We start from the raw sequence: 26,065 nt of genomic DNA, 5'->3' as shown, positions 1-26,065 counted from the left end.
CTGGGCAGGCATTTGCAGGCGTTTGCAGGGGCTCACATCGAAGACAGCAGGGCGCCCGGGTCTTTTTGCAGCAAGGTGTCTGCGGCCGGGGCGGCGCTGTCCAGCCAGAAGGTGGCAACGCTGGCGGCTACGGCAAGCACGACCGTGGCGGTGAAGGCGATGAAGGGATGACGTCCGAAGGGGCTGGGTCTGCGCATGGTGGACCTCCTGTCTGACAGCGCAGGCAGAGCATTGGGCTGGGCCTGGACTCCATTGCACACCGGATTGCGCAGCGCGGCTGTCGGACAATCGCTTTCTCTCTTGACGTTTATAAAAAAGTACTGAGAGAAAATTTCTATCGACTTTCAAGAGGCCGAAAAAAAGCGAGGCAGAGCCTCGCTGAAAGTTCGGGACGTAAGTCCCTGGCCCGTGCTGGCAGGCCAGGCGTCGCCTTAGAAACGGTGGCGGATACCCGCGATCAGGCTGGTGCCCGACTTCAGGTCCGTGATGCGGTCGTGCATCAGCACGGTGTACACATCGGTGCGCTTGGACAGGTAGTGGTCGTAGCCCAGGCTGGCCGTGGTGCGCGTGGAGTCCACGGCGCCGATCTCGGCCTTGGTGCGGGCCAGGGCTGCCTTGATGGTGCCGGCGCTGGTCACGGGCACGTCCAGGCCCAGCGAGTAGGTGCTGTTCTTGCGGTCCAGATCCTTGACCTTGGCCTGGCCGTAGGTTGCGTACAGCTTGGCCACTTCGAAGTTGTAGGTGCCGCCCAGCATCCAGTCGGTCTTGGTGGGCATCACGGCCAGGCTCACGGGGTTGCTGATCTGGGCGCGCTCGTAGAAGGCCACCAGGCTCAGGGGGCCGCCGAAGTACATGGCGTTCACGCCGATGTTCTTCTTGCCGGAATCGCCGCCCTTTTCACCGAACTGGTAGTGGACGTTGGCCTGCAGGCCGCCGAACTTGGGCGTGGTGTAGACGACCTGGTTGCTCCAGCCGGTGTCGGACGGCGTGGTCAGGTTGGCCGAGCCCCAGGCTGTCGTGCCCACGTTGGCGTGCAGCACCAGCGGGGAGATGGTGAAGGAGTCGCCGAAGGGGTTGGTCAGGATGGTGGGCAGGAAGTTGGGCGCCATGCCGCGGCCCAGGCGCACCGTGCCGAAGCCGCCGGACAGGCCGACGTTGGCATCGCGCGAGAAGTACGGGTCACCATCGAAACGGCCGGGGCTGCCAGTGTCCACACGCATGAAGGCCGTCAGCTGGAAATCGACCTTCAGGCCGCCGCCCAGGTCTTCCTGGCCCTTCATGCCCCACCAGGAGGTGGTCATGCCGCCCGAACCCACGACACCCTTGCCGCTGGCGTCGCCAGCCATGCGCATGGAGCCGGCATAGGCGTCCACCAGGCCAGTCAGCTGGACCGAGCTTTGGGCGTGTGCAGCGCCGGCGCAGGCCAGTGCAGCGGCCAGTGCGATGAAGGAACGTTTCATGTTGAGGAGTCTTTCATTGTTGGAGAGTGGAAACGGGTGGCCAGTGCTGTGACCGGGGCAGACGATGAACCAATCGCCCGGGCTGGGCTACGTGGCAAACCTGGGACAGTGGCGTTTTCGCATCAGGGGCGGGCTGGCGTCGGCACGTCTTTGCGGCCTGTGTTCAAGGCGGTCTTGACTGGCTAAGCCGCGTATTACAACGCATCCCAGCCATTGCACCGGCCATAAAGTGGTGTCTTTGACACAGTTATGACGAAACTTAATTTGTGTTTTGCACTCTCGCGGCTTGAACACTGCCGTGCACTGGGATGGGGCCGGGGCACCAGGGCTGTGCAGCAGGTCCTTGCAAGAGGGCTCAAAGGTCAATTCAGGGCTCCTTGTTCGTCGGTTGGGCGGTGGATTTGTGCCTGTTGCCAGGCCTTTGGCTGCAACTGATTGCAAACAGCGTGCCAGCTTGCAACCCGGCCATGGACCAGGCATGGGCCCCATGAGCCGGGCATGTGCTTCCAGACGTGTCAGACTCGCGCCCATGTCCGAATCCACCCTGCTCGTTGCCGATGACCACCCGCTGTTCCGCGCCGCGGTGATCCATGTGCTGCGCGAGGCCCTGCCGCAGTTCGCCGTGCTGGAGGCCGCAAGCGCTGCCACGCTGGGCGCGGCGCTGCAGCAGCACCCCGAGATCGAGCTGGTGCTGCTGGACCTGGCCATGCCGGGCGCGCGCGGCTTTTCGGCGCTGCTGCATGTGCGCGGCGAGTACCCCGATGTTCCGGTGGTGGTGATTTCTTCCAATGGCCACCCGCGCGTGATCCGCCGTGCGCAGCAGTTCGGTGCCGCGGGCTTCATTCCGAAATCGGCGCCGGCCGAGGCCATAGGCACGGCGCTGCAGGAGGTGCTGGACGGCGGCAGCTGGTTCCCGCCCATGGCCGCCGAGCGCTCCGAGGCCGACGCCGCGCTGGCCGCGCGGCTGGCCCAGCTCACGCCCCAGCAGTTCCGCGTGCTGCTGTGCCTGGCCGACGGCCTGCTCAACAAACAGATCGCCCACGAGCTGGGGCTGGCCGAGAACACCGTCAAGGTGCATGTGACGGCCATTCTCAAGAAGCTGGAGTGCTACAGCCGCACGCAGGCGGCCGTGCTGGTCAAGAGCCTGGAGAACGACGGCACGGTCTGAGCGCCAGGCCCTGCCGTGCCACGTCTATCGGTGGCGCAGCAGCATCTGGCTCATGAGCGCGCGCAGCGCGGGCGGGCGCACGGGCTTGGCCAGAAAGCCCCAGCCGCGCTCGGCCGCCTGGCGGCGCACCATGCCGTCGCGCTCGGCCGTGACCAGGATCACGGGCGGCGACTGGCCCCAGCGCTGGCACAGCTGCGCGTAGACATCGGGGCCGTGCAACTGGCCCAGGCGCACATCGAGCAGCACCAGCTGCGGCGCTTCGCCGGGCGCGGCCAGCGCCAGCGCCTCGGCCGGGCCACCGGCCAGCGGCACGTTGCAGCCCCAGCGCTGCAGCAGGGCGCGCATGGCGGTGCAGGACTGGGCATCGTCTTCCACGTACCAGGCGCTCATGCCCTGCAGCGGTGCGTCCTGGCCTGCCTCGCCGGAGTGCGTGGCCGCGGCGATCTGCGGCACGGCTGCGGGATCGCCCAGCGGCACGCAGACCCAGAACACGCTGCCCCGGCCCAGGTGCGAGCGCAGGCCGATCTCGTGGCCCAGCAGGCGGCCCAGGCGCTCGACGATGGCCAGTCCCAGCCCGGCGCCACGGTCGTCGCCATGGCCTTCGTCCAGGCGGCGGAATTCCTCGAAGATCTCGTGCTGCAGGCTTTCGGGAATGCCCGGTCCCTGGTCGTGCACCTCGATGCGCAACTGCTGGCCCTGGCGCCGGCAGCCGATGACGATGCGGCCCTGGCGCGTATAGCGTATGGCGTTGGACAGGAAGTTCTGCAGGATGCGGCGCAGCAGCGCCTCGTCGCTGCGCACCACGCAGCGCGTGTCCACCGCGCTCAGGCGCAGGCCCCGGCTTTCGGCCAGGATGCCGAAGTTGTGGCGCATGACCTGCAGCAGCGGCCCCAGCGCGAAGTCGCGCACGCGCACCTCCAGCTGGCCCGATTCCATGCGCGAGATGTCCAGCAGGCTGCCCAGGATGGCATCCTGCGCGGCCAGTGCGCCGTCGATGCTGTCGGCCACGTGGCGGCCCGCGTCGTCATGCAGATGGCTGCGCAGCAGGGAGCTGAACATGCGCGCGGCGTTCAGCGGCTGCAGCAGGTCGTGCACGGCGGCGGCCACGAAGCGGGTCTTGTAGCGGTTGGCCTGCTCGGCCTCGCGCTTGGCTTCGGCCAGGTCGCGCGTGCGCTCGGCAATGCGCTGCTCCAGCGCATCGGCCAGCGAGCGCAGCTCGCGCGCGGCATTCTTGTAGCTGGTGATGTCGGCGTAGCTGGTGACGAAGCCGCCATCGGGCAGCGGGTTGCCGCGGATCTCCAGCACCGTGCCGTCGTCCTTGGTGCTTTCGCGCAGGTGCGGGCTGCCGCTGCGCAGATGCTGCAGCCGCCGGTGGATGGCCTCCTCGATGGGGCCGGGCCCCAGCAGGCCGCGCCGGGCGTTGTAGCGGAACAGGTTCTCTATGGGCTGGCCCGTGCGCAGCAGCTCGGAGGGAAACCGGAACAGCTCCACGTAGCGCGAGTTCCAGGCCACCAGGTTGAGGTCGGCATCGATCACCACCACGCCCTGGGGCAGGTGCTCCAGGCTGCGGCTCAGGCCCGTGTCGGCCTGGCGCGCGGCCTGGACGATGCCGTCCTGGGCCGTGCGCAGCTCCTGGGCATGCTGGCGCAGCACGGTCTCCAGCTCCAGGCGGCTGCGCAGGCGCAGCGCAGCCAGCCGCCTGCGCTGGCGCACGAACAGCACCAGCAGGCCCAGGGCCAGCCAGCCGCCCGCAGCGGCCGCCGCCGCCCAGCGGCTGGCCACGGTGCTGGCCTGCGTGTCGTGCAGCAGGTGCAACTGCCAGTCGCTGCCGGGCAGGGGCAGGGTCTGCCACAGCGTGGTGCCGGGCAGGGCGGGCTCCTGCATCTGCACCAGGCGGCTGCCTTGCTCCAGGCCCTGTCGCACGCGGTAGCGCATGGAGTGCAGTTCCTGGTCGATGTACTGGCGCGTGGCGGCCAGGTCCGCCTCGTCGGCGGGGCTCAGGGGTGACAGCAGGCGGTAGCGCCAGTCGGGCTGGCTGGCCAGGAAGACCACGCCGTGCTCGTCCGAGGCCATGACCACGTCGGGCGTCTGCAGCCATTCGCGCTCCAGCTCCAGCAGCGCGATCTTGATCACCACCAGGCCCGCGACGGCGTTCTGTTCGTCCAGGATGGCCTGCGACAGGAAGTAGCCCGGCAGGCCCGTGGTCAGGCCGATGCCGTAGAAGCGCCCGCTGCCGCGTGACAGCGCCTGCTGGACATAGGGCCTGAAGCTGTAGTCCACGCCCACGTTGCTGCGCGTCTCGCGCCAGTTGCTGGCAGCCAGGGCCGTGCCGTGGCGGTCGATCAGGGTCAGCGTGGACGACTGGCTGGCGCCGTTGGCCTGCTCCAGCTTGCGGTTGAGAGCATCGACCTCGGCGGGAGACAGCGGGTGGGTGAGGGCGGCGCGCAGCTGCGCGTCCAGCGCCAGCACCTCGGGCAGGGTGCGGTAGCGGTCTATGCGCTGGCCCAGGGCCTGGGCGTAGAGGCTGAGCTGGCGCTGCACGCTTTCGGCCTCGCCGCGCAGGGCGCGGTGGTAGACCAGCTCACCGGCCAGCAGCATGCAGGCGAGCATGCCGCCGAACAGCAGCAGCAGGGTCCAGAAGGAACGGCGTGAAGGGCGTCGAACGGGTTGGGGCATGGTGGTCTGGACCCGATTGGGCGCCAGCTTGGTGCCTTCCAGGGGCGGGAAGGGGTTGGGGATTACCCTGATTTTGCGTGCATTCTCCCTGGGAGAGCACCTGCGCCTAATACCAATAGGTTATCGGCGCCGGAGCACGCCAGCGGTACAAACTGGACCTCGCCGCACCTTGGTGGTGCGCCCACCCCACACAGTCCCGCCGGAGCCGCACCATGCATGCCGTCCCCACCCACGCCGCCAGCCCCGAGCGGCTGCCTTTCTACCGCCAGCTGTATTTCCAGGTGGTGGTCGCCATCGTGGCAGGCGTGCTGCTCGGCCACTTCGAGCCCCAGTACGCCGAGCAGTTCAAGCCGCTGGGCGATGCCTTCATCAAGCTGGTGAAGATGATCATTGCGCCGGTGATCTTCCTGACCATCGTCACCGGCATTGCGGGCATGACGCACCTGCGCACCGTGGGCCGCGTGTTCCTCAAGGCCATGGCCTACTTCCTGTTCTTCTCCACGCTGGCCCTGGTGGTCGGCATGGTGGTGGCGCACGTGGTGCAGCCGGGCGCGGGCATGAACATCAACCCGGCCGACCTGGACCAGGCCGCCGTCAAGGGCTATGTGGCCAAGTCGCACGAGCTGACGCTCACCGGCTTTGCCATGGACATCATCCCCAAGACGCTGGTCAGCCCCTTCGTGGGCGACAACATCCTGCAGGTGCTGTTCGTGGCCGTGCTGTTCGGCATCTCGCTGGCCATGGTCGGTGATGCGGGCAAGCCCGTGCTGAACTTCCTGGAGGCGCTGACGGCCCCCGTGTTCAAGCTGGTCGGCATCCTGATGAAGGCCGCGCCGCTGGGAGCCTTTGGCGCCATTGCCTTCACCATCGGCAAGTTCGGCCTGGGTTCGCTGGTGAACCTGGCCTGGCTGGTAGGCTCGTTCTACATCACCTCGCTGCTCTTCGTGGTCGTGGTGCTGGGCTTCGTGGCGCGGCTGTGCGGCTTCTCGGTGCTCAAGCTGGCGCGCTACCTGAAGGCGGAACTGCTGCTGGTGCTGGGCACCTCGTCCTCGGAATCGGCCCTGCCTTCGCTGATGCAGAAGATGGAGCGCGCCGGCTGCGGCAAGTCCGTCGTGGGCCTGGTCGTGCCCACGGGCTACTCCTTCAACCTGGACGGCACCAACATCTACATGACGCTGGCCGCACTGTTCATCGCCCAGGCCACCAACACCCACCTGACCCTGGGCCATGAGATCGCGCTGCTGCTGGTGGCCATGCTCAGCTCCAAGGGTGCTGCCGGCGTGACCGGCGCGGGCTTCATCACCCTGGCCGCCACGCTGGCCGTGGTGCCCGAAGTGCCCGTGGCCGGCATGGCCCTGATCCTTGGCGTGGACCGCTTCATGAGCGAGTGCCGCTCGCTGACCAACTTCATGGGCAACGCCGTGGCCACCGTGGTGGTCTCGCGCTGGGAAAACGAGCTGGACTACAGCAAGCTCAATGCCGCCCTGGATGGTGCTCCCGCCATGGAGGTGACCCCGGCAGGAACAGCGGTACCTGCCGCTGTCGGCAAGGTTTCCTGATCCATACCGGGGCGACGCATGTTGCGCGGCCCCTGAAAGCGACAACCCTCAGCCCAGCCAGGTCAAGCCTGGCTGGGCTGCTGCTTTTTAAGGCGGCTGCCGCGCCGCTTGGCTGTATTCTTGGTGCTTCGCTTCACGCAGCCTTGCGGCCGTTCCCACCATGCATTTGTCCAGACGCGAATTCCTCGGCGCCGGCGCGGCCGCCGCCTGTGCCTCGCTGGTCGGTTGCGCGGCCTCGGCGCCCGTGTCGGGCAGTTTCCTGCAGCCGTGGCGCAGCCATCTGGAGATGCCGCGCGATCAATGGCGCCAGCGCCTGGCCGCCACCCAGGCGCTGGGCTGCCGGGAGCTGTTCGTGCAATGGAGCGGCCTGCTGGGCGATACCGAGGCGGACAGCTGGATGCTGGCCGACGCGCAGATCGCCGACCTGCTGGACATCTGCACCGAACTGGGCATGGGCGTGCACCTGGGCCTGCCCTATGACGAGCGCTGGTGGAAGCAGATCAACCTTTCCAACGCCGCGGGCCCTGCGCCCTACCTGGCGCATATTGCCGAGCAGGGCGCCGCCTATATGTACGCCAGCACCTGGCCGCGCCATGCGGCGTTTCGCGGCTGGTACATCCCCTACGAGCTGGAGCAATACCACTGGGCCGCGCCCGAGCGCGTCGAGCTGCTGGTGAGCGCACTGCAGCCCCTGGCGCAGGCGGCAGCGGCCACGTCCGGCCAGGTGCCCGGCATCTCCACCTATTTCAGCCAGCTGCAGACGCTGGGCAGCCTGCCCACGCTGTGGAGCATCCTGCTGGACCGCGTGTCCCTGCGCCCCATGGTGCAGGACGGCGTGGGCGTGGCGGGACTGCGCAACTACGAGGCGCTGGCACCGCTGCAGCAGATGCTGCTGGAGCGCAGGGCGCCGTTCGACCTCATCGTGGAACTGTTCGAGCAACTGCCGCCCACGCGGCCCGATGGTTCGGACTTCCAGGCGCGCACGGCCAGCTTCGAGCGCGTGCGCCGCCAGTGGGACGTGGCCCGCGACTACGGCGCCCAGCGCGTCGTCGCCTTCGCCATCGACCCCTGGGTGCTGAACGACACGCCGGAGGCCCGGCAACTGCTGCGCGAGTGGAAGGCCGCTGCCCGCTGAGCGCGGTGGCTGCCGGGTCAGAAGCGCTTGCCGATGATCTCTCTGAGGATTTCGCTGCTGCCCCCGAAGATCCGCAGCGCCCGTGCATCGGCCCAGGCGCGGCCAATGCCGTATTCGGCCATGTAGCCGTAGCCGCCGTGCAGTTGCAGCAGCTCGTCCAGCACCTGGCCCTGCAGCTCGGTGGCGTTGAGCTTGGCCATGGCGGCGGTGACGGAGTCCAGTGAGCCTTCCATGTGCCGGGCCAGGCAGTCGTCCAGGAAGACGCGCAGCATGGTGGTCTTGGCCAGGGCGTCGGCGAACTTGAAGCGGGTGTTCTGGTAGTCGAGCACGCGGCGCCCGAAGACCTTGCGGTTGCGCACGAACTCGGCGGCCTCGTCCAGCATGCCTTCGGTGGAGGCTGCCGCGCGCAGCGCGATCGCCAGCCGCTCCTGCGCCAGCTCCTGCGTCACATGCTCGAAGGCGGCGTTTTCGCGCCCCAGCAGGTGGTCGGCCGGCAGGTGCAGTTCGTCGAAGAACAGCTCGCAGGTGTCCTGGCTGTGCTGGCCTATCTTGCGCAGGGCGGCACCCTTGCCCAGGCCCTTCATGCCTTCTTCCACCACGAACAGCGACAGGCCGCGCGCGCCCAGGTCGGGCTCGGTGCTGGCCAGCACCACCATCAGGCCGGCGTTGACGCCGTTGGTGATGAAGGTTTTCTGTCCGTTGAGCACGTAGCCGCCGCCTTCGCCCTCGCTCTTGCGGCGGGCGCGCGTGCGCACGGCCTTGAGGTCGCTGCCCGCGCCGGGCTCGGTCAGGGCGATGGCACCGATCAGCTCGCCCGTGGCCATGCGCGGCAGCCAGCGGTCCTTCTGCACCTGCGTGCCGAAGTTCCAGAGATAGGGCGCCACCATGTCGGAATGGATGGAAAAGCCGATGCCCAGGCAGTTGGCGCGCGCCAGCGCCTCGATGACCACGGCCGCGTGGCCGAAGTCGCCGCCCTGGCCGTAGGGCGGGGGCAGGTCGCAGTTGAGCAGGCCGCTGTCGCCGGCCTTGCGCCACAGGGCGCGCGGCGTGATGCCCTCGGCCTCCCAGTCATTGATGTGGGGCAGGATCTCGGTGGCCACGAATCGGTCCACCTGTTCCTTGAACAGCAGATGGTCTTCACGCAGTACGGAGCGGGTGCGCATGTCTGTGTCGGCCTCCTTGGGCTGGGTCAGGGGCGGTAGGTGTCGGTGGCGCTGGCCTGGCCGCGCAGCACGGGGGCGGCGGCCGTACCTGTCATGAACAGGCTGTAGTGGTCGCCCGGCTGCAGCTGGGGCAGTGCCAGCGGCGCGCTGGCCGCAGTGGCGCAGGTGGCGGCGAGCTGGGCGCTGACCGGGTTGATGGAGCGGCTGGCCGACCTGGCGGGCGCCACGCCCGTGAACAGCGGCGTGCCCGTGCCGGCGATCTTGAGCCCGCCTTCGGTGCAATCGTCGATCAGGTTGTAGAAGCGCAGCTCGGCCTTGAGCGCGTCCTGGCTGCCGCCGGAGTCGTCGATGGCCGTGAAGCGCGCGGCCGCGTTCTTGCCCTGGCGCTGCGGCACCAAGGTGGTGAAGCTGCCCGGCGCCACCTTCATGCTGCCGGCGCTCTTGCCGTCCAGCTGAATGGCAAAGGGCGTGTCGCCCTTGACGATGGCGTAGCTGCTGGCCGGCTTGCTGCCGGACAGCGTCTGCTCGGGGCCGTCGCCTATCTTCACGCGCAGGCTGCCCGCGTCGGGGTGGACCACGCGCACGAAGGACGAGCCTGCGGGCGGGCGCGCCGCATAGAGCTGGGCCAGCGTGCCTTCGGCATGCGCGGCGGGCAGGCAGGAGAGCCCGGCCAGGCCGGCCAGGGCGAGGGCGACGGTACGCATCACGGGGGGAAAAGCGGAGGTCATGCCTGCGGGTCCTTGGTTTCCTTGGCGGGGCGCATGCGTGCATCAAGGTACATGCGCTCCAGTTGCTTGCGGTCGGCCTTGTCAGTCTGCGTCAGCGGGAAGCCGTGGCAGGCCAGCAGTTCCGACGGAATCATGTAGGGCGGCACGCGCTGGGCCAGCAGTTCGCGCCATCCGGCCAGGTCTTCGGGCAGGGGCTGCATGCCGGGCGGGCCGCTGCGGTCCAGGTCCACGAAGCCGATCATGCGCACGATGAAGCCATCGGGCCGCTTGAGTGCCACCGCCGCGCCTGCGCGCACGCCAGGCAGGGTGGCCAGCACGGCATCGACCTCGGCCAGTTCGATGCGGTAGCCGTGCATCTTGATCTGGTCGTCGCGCCGGCCGTGGAAGGTGACCAGGCCCTCGCCGTCGATCTCGCCCAGGTCGCCCGTGCGGTAGCCGCGCTTGCCGTTGCGCATGAACATGCGTGTGGCGTGCAGGTCGGGGCGGTTCAGGTAGCCGCGCATCACGTGGTCGCCGGCCACGCAGATCTCGCCTTCGTCCAGGAACACATCGGCATAGGGCTTGGCCCGGCCGATGGGAAAGGGCAGCGGCGCGCGCTGGCGCAGCGCGGGGTCGATCTCCACCCAGGTGGTGGAGCAGGTGGCCTCGGTGGGGCCGTAGGAGTTGATGATGCGCGCCTGGGGGAAGCGGCTCCACAGCGCCTCGGCCACGGTGGGCGTGAGCGATTCGGCGCCGAAGACGAAGACGCGCAGGTCGGGCAGGTGCTGCTGGTCGAAGTCGGCATCCAGCAGCTGCTGGCGCACGAAGGAGGGCGTGGATGCCCAGACGTTCACATGGGTGCCCGCCAGGTAGGCGGCAAAGGCCTGGCGGTCGGCAATGGTCTCGCGCGCGCACAGCACGCAGGCACCGCCCGTGACCAGGGCGCCCATCCAGTTGAACAGCGAAAAGTCGAAGCTGAACAGCATCTGGTCCATGAAGACCGGCGCCTCGCCCAGGGCCAGGCAGTCGCGTATCCAGCCGGCGAACAGGCCCAGGCTCTCCCGTCCGATCTGCACGCCCTTGGGATCGCCCGTGCTGCCCGAGGTGAACATGATGTAGGCCAGCGATTTTTCCTGCAGCGGCTGCGCGGCGATGCCGGTGTCCAGGAAGCTGCGGGCCTGCGCGTCGTAGTGCAGGCCGGCCTGCACCAGCGTGGCGATGCGCGCCATGCGCTCGGGCGGGTTGATCACGTCCACCGGCACGAAGGGCACGCCCAGGCGCAGGCAGCCGAGGATGGCCACGAGGAACGCGGTCTCCTTGTGCCCCGTGATCAGCAGCGGCTCGTCACGACGCGCGCCGCGCGCCAGCGCCTGCTGCTCCCATTGCGCCACGGCCTGGGCCAGTTGCTGCCAGTCCAGCGTGCCGGCGGCATCGATCACGGCGGGCCGCGCGGTGTCGGCGCCGGGCTCGGTGAAGTCGAAGCGGTCAAAACTGAATCGCATGCGGGCTCCTTGTTGCGCAGGGACAAAGGGACAGGGCGGCGGCGTGCAGGCGCTGCATCAGGCCTTGCGCTGCTCGGCCACGTACTGCGCCAGCGTGTGCACGGATTCCAGGTGCAGGTCGATCTCCGATGGCGGTATCTTGACACCGAACTCCTTTTCGATGGCCAGTGCCACGTCCACGGCGGACAGCGAGTCCACCAGGCCCGATTCGAGCAGCAGCGTATCGGGCTCGACCGAGGTCAGGATGATGGCGCCGATGATCTGGGCAATCTTGGTTTCGATGTCATTCAGGGACATGGTTTTTCTCCAACAGGTGTTTCAGAACTGGAAATACAGGAAGCGGGTTTCCTTGTGCAGGTTGACCAGGCACAGGAAGAGCAGGACCAGGGTCACGGCCGTCCAGCCTGCGCTGGGGCGCCAGCGCATCCAGGCGCGGGGCGCTTCCTGCACCTTGAACATGGCGGGCGAGAAGCGGCCCAGGATCTGGTGGGCATTGGGCGTGAACCAGGCAATGGCCAGCAGCAGCAGGACCAGGGCCAGCTGCATGTGGTGGCCTATGGCCAGCCGCAGCGCGTCGCCCACGGCCAGGCCCTGCAGGTGCGACAGCGATTCCAGCGCCTCCACGCCGCGCAGGCCGGCCATGCCCTTGAGCAGCAGCATGGCGTCGCCCACGCCGTGGGCGCGGAAGAAGGTCTGGGCGATGAGCACGGCAATGAAGGTGATGACAACGCACAGCGCCTGCACGCCCCGGCCCGACTTGCGTGCGGCGGCCGGCTTGCGGCTGACCACGAAGATGCGCCAGGCGTGGTTGACCGACAGGTAGAAGGCATGCAGCAGGCCGAAGATCACGTACTGCAGGCCAGCGCCGTGCCAGATGCCGGCCAGCCCCATGGTGAACAGCGTGGGCACGACGATGGTGGCCGCAAAGCCGCCGGGCGTGCGCGCGGCGCTCGATCCCACGGACAGGCCGCGCTTTTCGCGTGCGCGCGAGATGGCCATGGCCACGGGGTAGTACAGGTAGGCCGTGAGGTAGCGCGTCAGCGTCATGTGCCAGCGTGCCCAGAAGTCGATGATGCTGCCGGCCTTGTAGGGCGAGTTGAAGTTCAGCGGGAAACGGATGCCGAACATGCGCGCCAGGCCCAGGGCCATGTCCGAATAGCCCGAGAAGTCGAAGTACAGCTGCAGCGCGTAGCTGAGGCTGGCGCCCCAGGCGGCCCAGAACTGCAGCTCGCCGGGCGCGGCGAATCCCGCGTCTGCATAGGGCGCGATCTCGTCGGCCAGCAGCACCTTCTTGGCCAGGCCGATCACGAACAGCGTGCCGCCGATGGACAGGTTGTCCGCGCGGAACCGGTAGTTATCCGGCTGCGCAAACTGCGGCATCATTTCCTTGTGGTGCAGGATGGGCCCCGCGATCAGGTGCGGGAAGAAGGTCACGAACAGCACGTAGCTGAGCAGGCTGCGTTCCTTGACGATGCCCGAGCGGCAGTCCAGCAGGTAGCCGATCTGGGTGAAGGTGAAAAACGAGATGCCCAGCGGCAGGATGAGCTCGTGCATGCCGCCCTGCGTCAGCCCCCATTCGCCCAGGAAGTTGAACAGGGTGGCGAAGTACTTGTAGTGGAACAGCGCCGCCAGGTCGGCGCCCACGCCCAGGGCGGTGACCAGCCCCTGCAGCCGCGCACGGCCCGCAAAGCGCAGGATCAGCAGGCTCACCACGTAGTTGAAGGCGATGGACAGCGCCAGCAGGGCGACGAACTGCGGGTTCCACCAGCCGTAGAAGACAAAGGACGTCAGGCACAGCCAGAACGCGGCCAGCCGCAGGCTGATGGCCCCGGCCAGGTAGTGGCCCGCCAGCGCGATGGGCAGGAACAGCAGCAGGAAAAGATAGGAATTGAACAGCATGTAGCGGGCGGGGTCACGCAGGCGGGGAGGCGGCGTCCATCTCCTTGAGCGCCGCTTTTTCATCGTCCGTCAGGGGCAGGGACAAGGTGTTTTCCGAGAACTCCCAGATCACCAGCCGCAGGCTGGCCGGCCAGGAGGCGCGGCGCTTGAGCGCGGCCACCATGGCGCCGCTGAACTGGCCGCCGTCCATGCTGAGGTTCCAGACTTCCTGGCCCAGCGCGCGGCCGAGCTGCGGCGCGAAATTGCTGCGCAGCCCGTTGGAGCTGCCGGCCAGCAGCACCTGCACGGGCGGCGTCTCGTCCAGCAGGCCGCCGCCGCGCACGGGGGTGATGGTCTGCGGGCGCACCTGGTCGCGCCGTGGGCGCCAGCCGGCCGGGGCATCGGCCAGGCCGGCCAGGGCCAGCAGGTCGCCGGGCAGCGGCTGCAGCGGCCCGGGCGCGGTTTCCTCGAAGGCCTGGGCGCCGCGCTGCCCGCCCAGCAGCGGCAGCGCGGCCTGGGCCACGGCCAGGGCGGCGGCGCGTGCGCCCTCGGCATTCATGTGCACGTCAGTGCGAAAGAAAACGGGTTGCGCCTGCTCCTGTGTCTGCAGGGCAGGGCGCAGGGCGGGGCGCAGATCGGCGAAGGCAATGCCGTCGGCCTGCAGGCGCTGCTGCCACAGGTCCAGGCGCTGCAGCATCACGGGTGCCACGGGCAGGCCGCACAGATGGGCGGCCTCGATGCGCGACTTGTCGGGCACGGCCACCACCAGGGTGGCAATGCCTTTGTCCTGCAACTGCCGGGTCCAGTGGCGCAGCAGGCGCTGGCGCGCCTCGAAGGGCGCGGCGCCCGTGCCAGGCTGGGGCCGCAGGCCGTCGCGGTAGAACATCCATTGCGGGCAGCCCAGGGCCACCTGCGCTCCCGTATCGCCCAGCAGGCGGTAGCGCAGCGCGGCCTGGCCGGTTTCCAGCGAGGACTGCGCAGGCAGGCGCAGGCCCTTGTTCAGCGCCGCGCCCGCGCGGCCATCCAGCCAGGCGGCCAGTTGCAGCTCGCCGGCCTTCGGTCCCCCGCTGGCCAGCGTCCAGCCGCCCCAGGCCAGGCCCGACAGCAGCAGGGCACCCCAGATCCAGGCGTTGCGCCGGTGTCCTTTGTCGGTTTGCAGTTCTTGCGCGGTGGGGTCCACGGTGTCAGCCCTTGAGCGCGGCCCGCAGCCGCTCCAGCCAGGTGGCGTTGGGCATGAGCGAGGCGTTGTCCCACTGGCCGGCCGCGTTGGGCCCGTAGCTGTAGGTGGGCTCGAACATCTGCCACACCAGCACCTGGGGCTTGTGGGACTTGAAGGCCGGGGACTCCAGGTACTCCAGCAGCATGGTCCACTGGCCCACGTTGCCGGGCTTCCAGTTCAGCGAGACCGGGCGGTCCAGCAGGTTGGAGAGCTTTTGCGGAAAGCCGAAGTAGGGCTGGACCATGCTGTGGCCGGTGACATGGACGGGGGCGGGCTCGTCGTCGAGCAGGCCCTTGGCCGGAGCCTGGCGGCGCACGGTGTAGACCTCGCGGCCGATCTGCTTGCGCTCGTCGGCGGTGAGGAACAGCTCGGCCAGGTCGCCATAGCGGCGCTCGGTGACGGTGTCGCCCAGGGCCAGGCCGCTGCCGGCGCTGCCAGCCAGCTGGGGCACCTCGCCCTGGACCATGCGGGCGGTGGCCTCGGCCGTGGCGTCGGCTGCCGCCTGGGTCCAGTGCTGGTCGGTGCGGTAGAACACGTCCTTGCCGCTGTCGCGCACGGTGCGCAGCACGGCCTCGTCGTCAAAGCTGGGAATGCCGGCGGCCTGCAGCGCCTGCAGCACCTGCTTGTAGCGGCCCTGGACATCGGCGCTCATGGCCTTGCCGTCGGGCATCTTGTCGGCATAGAAGCGCACCTTGTCGGGCAGAAGCAGCACCTGCAGTTTCACGCCGCGCGCGGCCAGCAGGTTGCGCGCCTCGGTGATCAGCCGGGTGGATTCGGTGATGCCGGCGCGGTCCACCTGGGTCAGGCTGCCCCAGCCCGGAAACAGCCAGCCGTCCTTGCCCCTGAGAACGATGGAGGAGCTGTCCTGTGCCTGGGCCTGTGCCGTACCCTGCGCTGCCAGCGCGCCCAGCACCAGTGCGCAGCCGGCCAGCCCGCGTGCGGCGCGTGCCATGCCCGAGCGCAGTCCGTGCAGGGCGGGGCGGGGTGCTTGCTTGGTCGAATCCATGGGAGCTTTCTCCTTTTCTCTTGTCTGTGTGGTGGTGGCGGCGGCGGGACAGGGCTTTCAATAGGACAGCGTCAGCGTCATGAACAGGCCCTTGGCGCGGTCGGCCTGGCCGCCACCGATGTTGAAGCGGTACTGCATGGACCAGTCCAGATAGGACTGGGCCGTGCTGTAGTGGCTTTCGCGAAACCATTGGCGCAGGCTGACGCCCACGCCAGCGCTGGCGGACCAGCTGCTGCCATTGCCTTGCAGGGCGAGCGTCTGCCCCTGCTGGGCGGCCAACTGGGCTGCGGTGGGCGTGGCGCCCGGGGCGGCTTGCAGGGAGCGCACATCGACGCGGTTCCTCTGCTTGATCCAGTCGGCCGCGACCACGCCGAACGGAAAGATCACCAGCCCCTGGTTGATGCCGTCGGCACGGAAGCTGCGGCCGAAGCGGGCCTCGGTGGAGAAGAACCACTGCTCGCGCTTGTAGCGGCCCGAGCCGTCGCCCACCAGGGCGCCGTTGGTCTGGTCGGTCAGCGTGAAGCGCGAGGCCATGCTCTGGTTGGCATAGCCGGCCTGGCTGTAGCCCTCCATGGTGAACCAGCTGGAGCGGTCCGTGCGCCGGCCCGTTCCCTCGTAGAAGCCATGGGTGACATAGGCCAGCCAGCCGCCCTGGCCCGCGCCCGCGCTGTATTTGGCCGAGATGGGGTTGCCCAGCGCCGGGCCCGTGGGGTTGAGGGGGTCGCGCCCGCTCATCAGGCAGCGCAGCTGGGGCGATTCCGGCGTGATGAAGCCCGAGCGCGTGGCGGAGCCGATGTTGAACTGGCGCTCTATGCCGAAGGTCAGCGCGTACTTGGTGGACGGCGTGAAACGCATGCCCAGCGAGCCCGTGGTGGTGGGCAGGCCAGAGATGCCGCGGTTGTCGCCGGCCTGCACATTGATGGGCAGGCCGGTGCAGGGGTCGATGGCGCTTTGGCCCAGCGTGGTGCCGCCGCCGTCGTGCAAGGTGCTGCCCAGCCGCCCGTAGACATCGAAGATGCGGGTGGACGAGTTCAGGAAGTTGGACGGGCGCCAGTAGGCCTCGGCCGTGCCGAAGACCGCATCGCCGGCCTGGGTGAGGATGCCGTCCGAGAACGCACGCCCCGCAGGCCGCGCACCCCGGTAGCCCATGGAGACGATGGCGCCCCACTCGCGTGCGTAGCCGGAGACGGCGCTGCGTGCGTTCTCGCGCTGGCCGGGCGTGAGCTTGGCGGTGCCGGCGTCGTCCAGGTCGATGGCTTCCTTGAAGGTGCGCACGGCGCCCCGGTTGTCGCCGGTGCCGGCCAGCGCATAGCCTTCGTCCAGCATGGCGCCCGCTGGCGCCTCGCCCGTGGCGCGCGCCGCGCGAAAGTCCTGCAGCGCCTTGGCCGGCTCTTCCTGGCGCGAGTACAGGTAGCCGCGCTGCATCAGCAGCTGGGGGTCGTTGGGGGTGAGGGACAGGGACTTGTCCAGCCGCAGCAGGGCCTGGCCCTGCTGGTCGCGGTCGCCTGCGGCCAGCGTGGTGGTCAGCAGCTTTTGCAGTTGCGGGTTGTCGGGGTCCTGCTCCACGGCCGTGCGCGCGTGGTCGATGGCGGCCTTGTAGTCCTGGCGCGCGTAGGCCGCATAGGCCTGGGCGCTGGGGCCGCCCGTGCCCTGGGCATCGGAAGGCTGCAGCTCGCAGACCGTGCCATAGGGCGTGTCGCGGCAGTCCTGCAGGGGCGGCGGGTAGTCGGCCATGGCCAGGGTCTGCGAGGCACCGCGCGTATCGGCCACCATGGGCGTGTCGCGGCCGGGGCGCAGGTCATCGGCTTGCTTGAGGCGGCGGGCCACGGATTCATCCTGTGCCGGCATGGGCGCCAGCAGCGCGCGGGCGCGTGCCGCGTCGCCAGCGGCCAGTGCCGCGTCGGCCGCGATCAGGCGCAGGTTGGCGGACTGCTTTTCGTCCAGCCAGTCCTGCTTGAGCACGGCATCGAAGTCCTCATTGGCCTGTGCGGTCTTGCCCTGGCGCTGGCGGATGTAGCCGCGCATGCCCAGCGCCGCTGTGTCTTCGTTGTCCTGCGCCAGCGCCTCGTCTGCGGCTTTTTCCGCATCGGGCAACTGCTCGGCCAGCAGCAGCGAGGTGATCAGCAGCAGGCGGTGCGATGCCGTTCCCGGCGCCAGCGCCACGGCCTCGCGCGCAAAGGGCACGGCCTGCGCCGGGTTGTTGGCGATCAGCGCCTGGTAGGCCTTTTGCGCCGGCAGCACGGCCTGGCTGCGGCGCAGCGTCTGGCGCTTGGCCACCAGGTCGCTTTTGTTGGGTGGGTCCAGGGCCAGGGCGGCATCTGCGGCCTCGATGGCGGCGCCCAGTTGCTCCTGCGCCTCCAGCGCGCCTATCCACAGCAGCGCCCACTGGCCCTGGCTGGGGTCCAGGCGAAAGGCCTGCTCGGCCCTGCGCGCGCTGTCCGCGTAGTTCTTGGCGTTGTAGTCGGTGTAGGCCTGCGTGGCGATGGGAAAGGCCTTGTTGTAGGCCTCGGAAGCCGTGGCCCCCGCAGGCCCGCCCGCCGCCCCGCCTGCCGCTGCGGCCCGCACATTGGTTTCGGCCTGCTGCAGCGTGGCCTCGTCCAGCCCGGCGGCGCGGGCCGAGGCGATGGCCTTGAGCGCTTCCTCGTTCTTGCCCTGCTTTTGCAGCGAGTAGATCAGCAGCATGCGCAGGCGCAGCAGGTCGGGGCGCAGCTGTACGGCCGATGCGGCGGCGGTCGCGGCCCGTGCAAAGCGGCCGGCCTGGTAGTGGGCATAGGCCTGGTTGGCCAGTTGCCACGCGCGGCCCCTGAGCGGCGCTTCCGCCTTGACGGCTGCCACGGCCTGCGGCCAGGCCGGCGGCGTGTTCCAGCCGGCGCCCAGCAGCGCGGCCAGCGTGAGAGGGCGAACGAGGGGAGCGAGATGCTTCATATGCCGGCCCTTGGGGTGCTTGGAATGCCTTGTGCGGGAATGTCGGGATGCACCGTGGGGTCGGTGGGCTCCCCCTGCTGGAAGCTGATGGCCTCGCGCAGCGTGGCCTCGTCGAGCCAGCCCTGCTCCATGAGGATGGCGCCCAGCGGACGGCGTTCGCGCTGCTGTATCTCCAGCGCGGTGGCCAGCCGGGTTTCGTCGATGGCCTGCCATGACAGCAGCAGCTCGCCCAGGCGCTGGCGCTGGTGGCTCAACTGGTCGGTGGACGGGAAGTCGTGCATGGTCTTGTCCCAGGCCAGCCGCTTGCCCGTGACCAGGTGGACGATGAACAACTTCCAGGCGCGCGCCGCTGCCATGGCATTGATGAAGTTGCCGATCACCATGCGCGGGATGGACAGCATGGCGTGCTCCCAGCCGTACAGGCGCGAGACGAACCAGGCGCGCTGCACCACGCGCAGCAGCAGGGCGATGACGTTGACGCTCATCAGCGTCACCAGCCAGCCGTTGGGAGCGAACAGGGACGGGTAGTACACCGTCCACCAGCCCATGTGATCGGCCAGCAGGAAGAGCAGGAAGTTCAGCAGCAGCAGATAGGCCAGGATGGCCACGAAGGAGGTCACCAGCCCCTTGCGGTCGCGGAACAGCAGGTACTTGGTGGACAGCGGCCCGGCCCAGCCGACCTGGCTCCAGCCCTGCAGGCCGATGCCCAGTGTCCAGCGCGCCTTTTGCCGGTAGGCGGTCTTGAAGGTGTTGGGAAAGAACTCGCGGATGCCCAGCGGCATGGTCAGCGTGGACACCTTTTCCTTGCCCAGGCCGAACAGCGGCTTGCGCCGTATCACGTAGTCCACGGGGAACTTGCCGAAGATCTGCTTCATGCCCCGGCGCGCCAGCCGAGCGCCGATGTCGTAGTCCTCGGTCAGCGTGTCGGTGTTGAAGGGCTGGTTGTGGGTCTCGGCCGCCAGCTCTTCCATCGCCTTGCGCGAAAAGCAGGTGCCCACGCCGGCCGAGGGCACCATGTGCGACATGCTCTCGCGCACCACCAGGTCCTTGGTGTGCCATTCGGCGAATTCGTCCATGTAGGTGCCGGCCACCAGCTCGTACCACTCGCGCTCCAGGGAGGTCACGGGCAGCTGGATGAAGTCCATGCGCGGCAGCAGGTAGTTGTAGTACTTGAGCTCCAGCGGGTGCAGCACGTCCTCGCTGTCGTGCAGGATCACGCCGGCAAAGGGCTCTGGCTGCAGCGTGTTCTGCTGGAAGATGGCCTGCACGATCCAGTTGAGGCAGTCGGCCTTGCAGGTGGGGCCGTCATGGGGCACCTCCACGCGGACCAGCTGGCGGTAGCGCCGGCGCATGCGCTCGACCTCGTTCTTGGTGCGTTCGTCGTTGCGGTAGGTGCCCACGAAGATCATGTAGTTCTTGTAGTCCAGCGTGCCCACCATGCTCTCGAGCATGGGCGCGATCACGTCGTACTCCAGCCAGGCCGGCACCATGATGGCCAGCGGCTTTTCCTCGACCTCCTGCAACTGCTGTGCCTTGAGCGGCTGGTAGCGGCGCTTGACGGTCAGCGCGCGCCAGGCCTCGCGCACCCAGTACCAGGCGTCGATGAACAGGTCGTCGATGCTGGACAGCAGGATGACGACGGCCACCACGGCGCTGACGATCTCCAGCGCGTGGTAGTAGTCGGCCACCAGGTAGGGCCAGTAGAGGGAAGAGATCATGGCGATCGCCTCATGCCGTCGTCATCGTTGCCCGGGCCGGGCTCAGTGCTTGGACTGCTTGCTGCGCGCCACCGCCCAGGCCAGCACCACCAGCAGCAGCACCACGAACAGCGCGATGGCGATGCCCGGCACGCTCCAGGACAGGAAGTTGCGCCATTCGTGGAAGGCGCTTTCGCGCGGACCCGACGGAATGCCGGTTTCGGGATTGCTGCTGTCCACCCAGGCCAGCGGGCCGTCGCCACCGATCACGGCGATGTTGCCGCGATTGAGCAGGAAGGGCTCGCCCAGGCCGCCCGTCCACTCGCCGATGGCATGCCACAGCACGCCCTGCTGGCCGCCTGCCGTGACCACTTCGGCCGAGGACAGTTGCTTGAGTCCCTTGATGTCCAGCCAGTCCGCCGACTTGCCGCGGATGCGCAGCTGCTGCCGGTCCGTCACCGTCACCAGGGGCTTGGCGCCGTCCACCGGCACTTCCATGGCGACAAAGGGCATGGAGGGCTTGGCCGTTGCATCGGCCTGGGCCACGACCAGCTCGGCCTGCGAAGCCGACAGGCCGCTGGCGGCCGCCAGGTTGGCCATGCGCTCCAGCGCGGCCGGCGCCGCCGACAGATAGCTGGCGGGCACCAGGAACTGCGACTTGGCGCCCAGCAGCGGCAGCAGGCCGATGAAGCTGCCGTTGGCCTCGGCCTTGCCGGGCGTCACGTAGCTGATGGCCGGCAGCACGCTGGCGGGGTAGGGCTGGGGAATCTCGTTGCAGTCGGCCGAGTAGGGCTGGCGCTGCACGGACACCCGCAAGGTGTTGTTGATGCCCAGCGCATAGCCGGGCACACGGGCGCGCAGGCGTTCGGGCTGGCCGTTGGCCTCCAGCTGGCGGGCCGACAGCAGCATGCCGTTCCAGAACAGCGTGGCCACGGGGCGCGTGGCCGACGCGCCGGGGGCGGCGGCCACGTACAGCGTGATCTCGCCCGGCATCTGGCCCTGCGAGGCCACGGCGCTCAGCGGGAAGTTCATCGTCCAGTCGCCGCGCGACAGCACGTCGAAGCTGTCGGGACTGCCGCCCAGGCTGGACAGGCGTATGCCCTTGGCCTCGTCCCACTGCGGGGGCTGGGCCGCGGCCACGGTCACGTTGTCGCTGACCAGCAGGCGCTGCAGGGCGGCCTCCTGCAGGCCGGCCACGCGCGCACCCGCGTCGGCGGCCACGGCCAGCACCATCTGGCGGCCCATGGGCAGGGCGCGCAACTGCTGCGAGGCCAGCGCCTCGTTGCCCAGCGGCGCGCGCCGGGCGCGCCATTGCTGCAGGGCCTGGCCCGCATCGGGGTCGGCCGCCAGCTGGGCCTGAAGGGCCGCGAAGGCGGCGGTCAGGCGCTGCTGCAGTGCCTTGTCGGCCACCACGATGTCTCCGCTGACCTGGGCGGCCCCCAGCATGAGCAGCGCGCCCAGCTCGGCGTCACTGGCCAGCTTGTGCTGGGGCTCGGCGCCGCGCAGTGCGGCAAAGGCGGGCACGCCGGCCAGGGCGGCGGGAACCTCCAGGCCGCGCAGGTCCAGCGCCTCCCCCACGGCGGGCAATGCGTTCACCGTCATGCGCCTGTTGTTGCGCTGCAGGCTGGCGCCAATGCGCCAGGCACTGTCGAACGAGGCCTGCTCCAGCTGCCGGCCGGCCACCAGCACGGTGGTGCGCACGGGCAGGGTGTTCCAGACATCTTCGATGCTGCGCACATCGCGCGGGTCCACGCGGTAGCTCAGCCGTGTCTGCGGCGAGATGGTCAGGGAGTTGGCCAGGGAGTGGTTGTCATCGCATCGCACCTGGCCGTTGCGGCTGCGCCAGTTCACGCCCAGCCGCACGAAATCGCTGGCGCGGGCCTGCTGGCCGACGGGCAGCGTGCGCTGCAGCATGCCGTCACCATCGGGCACGGTCTGCGACACGGCGGGCGTGCCGTTGAGCGAGATCACCACGGTCGAGACGCCGGGCTCGCCCTTGAGGTAGCGGCTGTCGAAGGCAATGCTGGCATCGCCCAGCGGCAGGCCGCGCGGCACGGGCAGGTAGAAGTCCTGGGTGGCCGTGCCGGCCAGCACCACGGGATCGACGATGCCCAGCTCCTTGAGCGTGACGCTGCGCTGCAGCCCGTCGCTGGCGCCCAGCTGGCGTATGGCGTCACCCAGCGCCGAGGCCGAGGCCGTCTGCGCGAACAGGGCGCCCAGGCCCAGCAGCGAACCCAGCGCCCAGCGGGCCCCGGTGCGGGAAAGCGATTGGCGGATGGTCGGTTGCATGGGGGCCTCTTTTCTCACTTCGGTGCTCGATTCGTAATGCGCTTCGTGGACGTGGTGCGCGGGGTGGTGCGTGCGTGGTTCAGGCCGGCGCCATGCCCTTGGTCACGGCGGCCGCGATGCCCGGGACGGCCGCGCCGCCTGTGTGTCCGGCGGCAAACTCGTCGAAGGGCTGTCCCAGCAGGGCACGCACGATGCGCTGCGAGGCCTGGCCATCGCCATAGGGATTGATGCGGCGCGCAAACGAGGCGTGGTGCACCTCGTCGGCCAGCAGCCGGTTGACCTCGGCCACGATGCGCGCGCGCTGCGTGCCCACCAGCAGCACGGTGCCGGCCGATACGGCCTCGGGCCGCTCGGTCACGTCGCGCATCACCAGCACGGGCTTGCCCAGGTAGGGCGCCTCTTCCTGCACGCCGCCGGAGTCGGTCAGGATGATGTGGGCGCGCTGCATGAACCAGACGAAGTCCACATAGTCCAGCGGATCGATGAGGCGGATGTTGTCCATTCCGCCCAGCGTGCGCATGACCACTTCGCGCACGGCGGGGTTGAAGTGCACGGGGTAGACGATGAGCAGGTCCGGATGGCGCTGCGCCAGCTCGGCCAGCGCAGCGCAGATGTTCTGGAAGCCTTCGCCGAAATTCTCGCGCCGGTGTCCCGTGACCAGCAGCAGCGGGCGCTGCGCATCCACCCAGGGATGGCGCTGGGCAATGGCACGGGCCAGCTCGGGCTGGGCATCGAGCCGGTCGCACAGCGTGGCCAGCGCATCGATGACGGTGTTGCCCGTCACGGCGATGCGGCCCTGCAGGTTCTCGCCCAGCAGGTTGGCGCGCGACGTGGGCGTGGGCGCAAACATCCACTGGCTGACCACATCGACCACGCGGCGGTTCATCTCTTCGGGAAAGGGCTGGGCCAGATCGCCGGTGCGCAGGCCGGCTTCCACATGGCCCACCGGAATGCGGCGGTGAAACGCCGCCAGCGCGCAGGCGGTGGCCGTGCTGGTGTCGCCGTGCACCAGCACGTAGTCGGGCTTTTCCTGCTCCAGCACGCCATCGGCACCTGCCACCACGCGGGAGAACAGGCCGTTGAGCGTCTGGTTGGGTTGCATGACGGCGAGATCGTGCTGCGCCTGCAGGCCGAACAGATCCATCACCTGGTCCAGCATCTGCCGGTGCTGGCCGGTGACGCACACCACGCTCTCGATGCCCCGCGTCTGCGACAGGGCCGTGACCAGTGGCGCCATCTTGATGGCCTCGGGACGGGTCCCGAAAAACGAAAGAATCTTCATGCCAACCCCTTTTGCGTTTTCCTGTGCTCTTCGCTTGTGCGTTCTTGTGCTGCGCTGTACCCGGCAGGGGCAGGACCCGTCTCAGCCCGAAGACGGGCCGGGCAGGCCGCAAAGCGGTGTGGAATATACGGCGGGTTTTTGGAATTTTCGATCGATTGCTCCGATTCGATTGAAAACTATCGTCAATTGAGAGAAATTGACGGAAGTTAAGAGGACTTGAGGGAGCTTGATGACCTTGCTTTCCATTGGGGAACCTCCGTCGAATCTCAAGCGCCGCAAGCCATGCGCGCCATGGGGCTGGATGCACGTTCGCGCCAAGGGTGCTGTTGCACAAAGCTGCGCGCCTGGGGGCTTTGTTGCAGCTAGTACATCACCGAAACAAGGATGTGCTTGTCAGACGCTTGCCTATTGCTGCCAGCTGCTGCCTATTGCAAGCCCTGGGGCGCGTCTGCGCAAGGCTTGGAGGGGGTGTCCGTGCTGTCGCTTTCCCTGATGTGCGGCCGGTGCGTGGGGCCGGGGCAGGGGCGGGCGCAAACCTGGGCATGAACCTTGCCACAAGCCGGCCCGGAAACGAAAACGGGCCCCGTGTAGGGGCCCGTTTTGCTGGGTGTATGGCGGAGAGGGCGGGATTCGAACCCGCGGTGGGGATTAGCCCACACACGCTTTCCAGGCGTGCGACTTAAACCGCTCATCCACCTCTCCGAAGCCAGCGATTGTAGCAGTGATTTCGGGTGGTCACGGTAAGAAGCTGGAACCGGCAGCGATGCGCATGCGTCCCGCCGCACCTTGCAGGTAAAACCGGCAAGGCAGCTCCGGTCGTTCAGCCGCAAGCCATTTGGGATGGTGAATGGTTGCAGTATCGTGAAATCCGGCGAACTTTTGATGCGGGTCCATCTAGGGAATCCTCGGTGCGCACTATTTGCAGTGGGCAACCCATGGCGTATCCGCATTGATTCAGGTTTTCCTCAGCCCGGTGCATTCGATGGAAGCAGATGTCGGGAGCTGTCATGTATACAAGAAGGTATTTTCCTTGCTTTGTGAAATTGGAGTGAATTTCATGTAAGTCATTGATGTTGTTGATTTTTGTTCAAATGAAATCTATCTGGTTTGAAAGGTTCCAGAATGCATCCTGGACGAATTGCAAATGTTGAATGCAATTCTCAAGCGCCGGATGCATTTTGCAACAGACGCCGCATGCCAGCTTGTAGACAATGCCTGCGGCGCCGGGCCTTGAAATGCCTGTTTCAAGCCCATTGCGGCAGATTCCTCCTGTATTGCGGCGTATCGACAGCCCAGGCCAATCATAGAAACCCGCTATCACCATGGCTCACCATTCAATGCGCTCCGATTTTTACTGTGGCGGGGCGCTGCCATGGCGGGCACTGGCCTTGAGCCTTGTGGCGGTGCTGGGTGCCGGGGCGGCTTTCGCTGCCGGGCCGCAGCGGCAGGTGCTGGAAAGCCTGCCGTCCGGCACGGCCAAGGGAGCGCCTGCCTATGAGTTGTCGCTGCCCGCCTGCACGGCGGCGCCTTGTCCCTTTGAGCTGAGGCTGGTGCGTGCCGGCGTGCAGCAGGGCCAGCCAGCGGCGCTGTCCTGGCCTGCGTCCAGGGGGCCGGCGCAATTGGCGCAGCCCGATCCGCTGTACGGCGTGGGTGATCCGCTGTCTGCGGCAGCAGGGCTCCAGCACCTCGAGCGCGTGTGGATGACTGGCGAGGAAGAAGACACCGTCACCGCTGCCGTGCGCGGCTTGCGCCTGCCCGGCGTGCAGGGCGGCTCGCGTGCGCTGCTGGTCACGCAGATGGGGGGCTTTGAGCATCCCAAGCGCCGCCATGCGCTGTATGTCGCCACCGCCCAGGGCCCGCACCTGGCCTGGCAGTACGACGAGCCCCAGGGCAACTACCAAAGCTGGGTGCTGGCGCCCACGGGTCGGATTCCGGTGCTGCTGGTGCGCTATGCATCACCGCAGGACGATGCGCCCGACCAGATCGAGACCCGCAGCCTGCGCTGGAACAAGGGCCGGCAGGCGTTTGCCGAGCAGGCCTCGGCACCACCGGCCGCCGTGCAGGCCGTGGTGGCGGCGCGCTATGCCAGCGTGGCGGCAGCACGTGCCGCACGCGCGCAGCAGGCTGAATGCCTGGGCACCTATTTCGTCGTGCGCACACGCCCCGCAGGCGCCGCGCCCCATCACGCCCTGGTGCAGGTGGCGGCGGACATGGCGCAGGCGCATGCCGAATCGCTGCGGCTGCGTGCCTGCTCGGCCAGCCTGCAGCCGCGCACCGTGCCGTTGGTGCACCTGCTGCCGGATGCCGGCCTGAAGCCCGGCAACAAACCCGACCGCAAAACCGACCGCAAAACCGACCGCAAACCCGAGCCCGCCCGCTGAGCCGTTGCTGCGGGCCAT

General features: G+C 68.3%; 19 protein-coding genes and 1 tRNA gene. 4 read left to right on the top strand and 16 right to left on the bottom strand.

Annotated features, from left to right (window positions below):
- Nucleotides 1–32 precede the first annotated feature (32 nt).
- Nucleotides 33–197 carry a hypothetical protein gene (locus tag JHD82_RS05405; protein ID WP_013803086.1) on the bottom strand — a complete coding sequence of 55 codons (165 nt, stop codon included), beginning with the start codon at nucleotides 195–197 and terminating at the stop codon, nucleotides 33–35.
- A 234-nt stretch (nucleotides 198–431) separates the two neighbouring features.
- Entirely contained in the window at nucleotides 432–1,460 is a 1,029-nt protein-coding gene (locus JHD82_RS05400) for a porin (RefSeq protein WP_013803085.1), read from the bottom strand.
- Nucleotides 1,461–1,989: 529 nt separating this feature from the next.
- On the opposite strand from JHD82_RS05400, the gene JHD82_RS05395 reads away from it, so the two are divergent.
- Nucleotides 1,990–2,628 (top strand): response regulator transcription factor, encoded by a 639-nt coding sequence (locus tag JHD82_RS05395; protein WP_199135648.1) that lies wholly within the window; start codon nucleotides 1,990–1,992, stop codon nucleotides 2,626–2,628.
- A gap of 24 nt (nucleotides 2,629–2,652) precedes the next feature.
- On the opposite strand, the gene JHD82_RS05390 is transcribed toward JHD82_RS05395, so the two are convergent.
- Nucleotides 2,653–5,304 (bottom strand): PAS-domain containing protein, encoded by a 2,652-nt coding sequence (locus JHD82_RS05390; RefSeq protein WP_199135647.1) that lies wholly within the window; start codon nucleotides 5,302–5,304, stop codon nucleotides 2,653–2,655.
- Nucleotides 5,305–5,516: 212 nt separating this feature from the next.
- Here JHD82_RS05390 and JHD82_RS05385 point away from each other — a divergent pair, with 212 nt between their 5' ends.
- Nucleotides 5,517–6,863 carry a dicarboxylate/amino acid:cation symporter gene (locus JHD82_RS05385; protein ID WP_013803082.1) on the top strand — a complete coding sequence of 449 codons (1,347 nt, stop codon included), beginning with the start codon at nucleotides 5,517–5,519 and terminating at the stop codon, nucleotides 6,861–6,863.
- Between the two features lie 160 nt (nucleotides 6,864–7,023).
- Nucleotides 7,024–7,998, top strand: coding sequence for a DUF4434 domain-containing protein (locus JHD82_RS05380; RefSeq protein ID WP_199135646.1), 975 nt, complete (start codon nucleotides 7,024–7,026; stop codon nucleotides 7,996–7,998).
- Between the two features lie 17 nt (nucleotides 7,999–8,015).
- Here the strand turns inward: JHD82_RS05380 and JHD82_RS05375 are convergent, their stop codons facing one another.
- The 13 genes from JHD82_RS05375 to JHD82_RS05315 form a co-directional block, all read right to left on the bottom strand.
- Nucleotides 8,016–9,161: an acyl-CoA dehydrogenase family protein gene (locus JHD82_RS05375; protein WP_199135645.1), complete on the bottom strand. Its 1,146-nt coding sequence runs from the start codon at nucleotides 9,159–9,161 to the stop codon at nucleotides 8,016–8,018.
- A 26-nt stretch (nucleotides 9,162–9,187) separates the two neighbouring features.
- A complete protein-coding gene (locus JHD82_RS05370; protein ID WP_199135644.1) occupies nucleotides 9,188–9,889 on the bottom strand; it encodes an alginate O-acetyltransferase AlgF in 702 nt (233 codons plus the stop codon).
- The gene (locus JHD82_RS05365; protein WP_012204785.1) at nucleotides 9,886–11,370 is read right to left on the bottom strand and encodes an AMP-binding protein; all 1,485 of its coding nucleotides are present in this window, start codon (nucleotides 11,368–11,370) and stop codon (nucleotides 9,886–9,888) included. Before JHD82_RS05365 ends, JHD82_RS05370 begins: the two co-directional genes overlap by 4 nt.
- 57 nt (nucleotides 11,371–11,427) lie before the next feature.
- Nucleotides 11,428–11,667, bottom strand: coding sequence for an acyl carrier protein (locus JHD82_RS05360; protein ID WP_012204786.1), 240 nt, complete (start codon nucleotides 11,665–11,667; stop codon nucleotides 11,428–11,430).
- A gap of 21 nt (nucleotides 11,668–11,688) precedes the next feature.
- Nucleotides 11,689–13,269, bottom strand: coding sequence for an MBOAT family protein (locus JHD82_RS05355; RefSeq protein ID WP_043823599.1), 1,581 nt, complete (start codon nucleotides 13,267–13,269; stop codon nucleotides 11,689–11,691).
- A 13-nt stretch (nucleotides 13,270–13,282) separates the two neighbouring features.
- Nucleotides 13,283–14,428, bottom strand: a complete 1,146-nt coding sequence (locus tag JHD82_RS05350) for a cell division protein FtsQ (RefSeq protein ID WP_199135643.1) — start codon at nucleotides 14,426–14,428, stop codon at nucleotides 13,283–13,285.
- A 4-nt stretch (nucleotides 14,429–14,432) separates the two neighbouring features.
- Entirely contained in the window at nucleotides 14,433–15,473 is a 1,041-nt protein-coding gene (locus tag JHD82_RS05345; RefSeq protein WP_043823597.1) for a twin-arginine translocation pathway signal, read from the bottom strand.
- 57 nt (nucleotides 15,474–15,530) lie between these two features.
- Complete coding sequence (locus tag JHD82_RS05340) at nucleotides 15,531–18,398, bottom strand: tetratricopeptide repeat protein (protein ID WP_199135642.1); 2,868 nt, start codon at nucleotides 18,396–18,398, stop codon at nucleotides 15,531–15,533.
- Complete coding sequence (locus JHD82_RS05335) at nucleotides 18,395–20,116, bottom strand: glycosyl transferase family protein (RefSeq protein WP_012204791.1); 1,722 nt, start codon at nucleotides 20,114–20,116, stop codon at nucleotides 18,395–18,397. The genes JHD82_RS05340 and JHD82_RS05335 overlap by 4 nt, the downstream gene beginning before the upstream one ends.
- A gap of 42 nt (nucleotides 20,117–20,158) precedes the next feature.
- Nucleotides 20,159–22,384 carry a hypothetical protein gene (locus JHD82_RS05330; protein WP_199135641.1) on the bottom strand — a complete coding sequence of 742 codons (2,226 nt, stop codon included), beginning with the start codon at nucleotides 22,382–22,384 and terminating at the stop codon, nucleotides 20,159–20,161.
- A 79-nt stretch (nucleotides 22,385–22,463) separates the two neighbouring features.
- Nucleotides 22,464–23,666 (bottom strand): non-hydrolyzing UDP-N-acetylglucosamine 2-epimerase, encoded by a 1,203-nt coding sequence (wecB, locus tag JHD82_RS05325; protein ID WP_199135640.1) that lies wholly within the window; start codon nucleotides 23,664–23,666, stop codon nucleotides 22,464–22,466.
- A 612-nt stretch (nucleotides 23,667–24,278) separates the two neighbouring features.
- A tRNA-Ser gene (locus tag JHD82_RS05320) sits at nucleotides 24,279–24,368 on the bottom strand.
- Between the two features lie 33 nt (nucleotides 24,369–24,401).
- Nucleotides 24,402–24,560, bottom strand: coding sequence for a hypothetical protein (locus tag JHD82_RS05315; RefSeq protein ID WP_199135639.1), 159 nt, complete (start codon nucleotides 24,558–24,560; stop codon nucleotides 24,402–24,404).
- Nucleotides 24,561–25,063: 503 nt separating this feature from the next.
- On the opposite strand from JHD82_RS05315, the gene JHD82_RS05310 reads away from it, so the two are divergent.
- Entirely contained in the window at nucleotides 25,064–26,047 is a 984-nt protein-coding gene (locus JHD82_RS05310) for a hypothetical protein (protein ID WP_307838078.1), read from the top strand.
- Nucleotides 26,048–26,065: the final 18 nt, after the last annotated feature.

The sequence above is a fragment of the Delftia sp. ASV31 genome (assembly GCF_016428765.1).
Lineage (GTDB): Bacteria > Pseudomonadota > Gammaproteobacteria > Burkholderiales > Burkholderiaceae_C > Comamonas > Comamonas acidovorans.
Note: the sequence above shows the minus strand (reverse complement) of the source record. Positions and strands in the feature narration are given on the sequence as shown.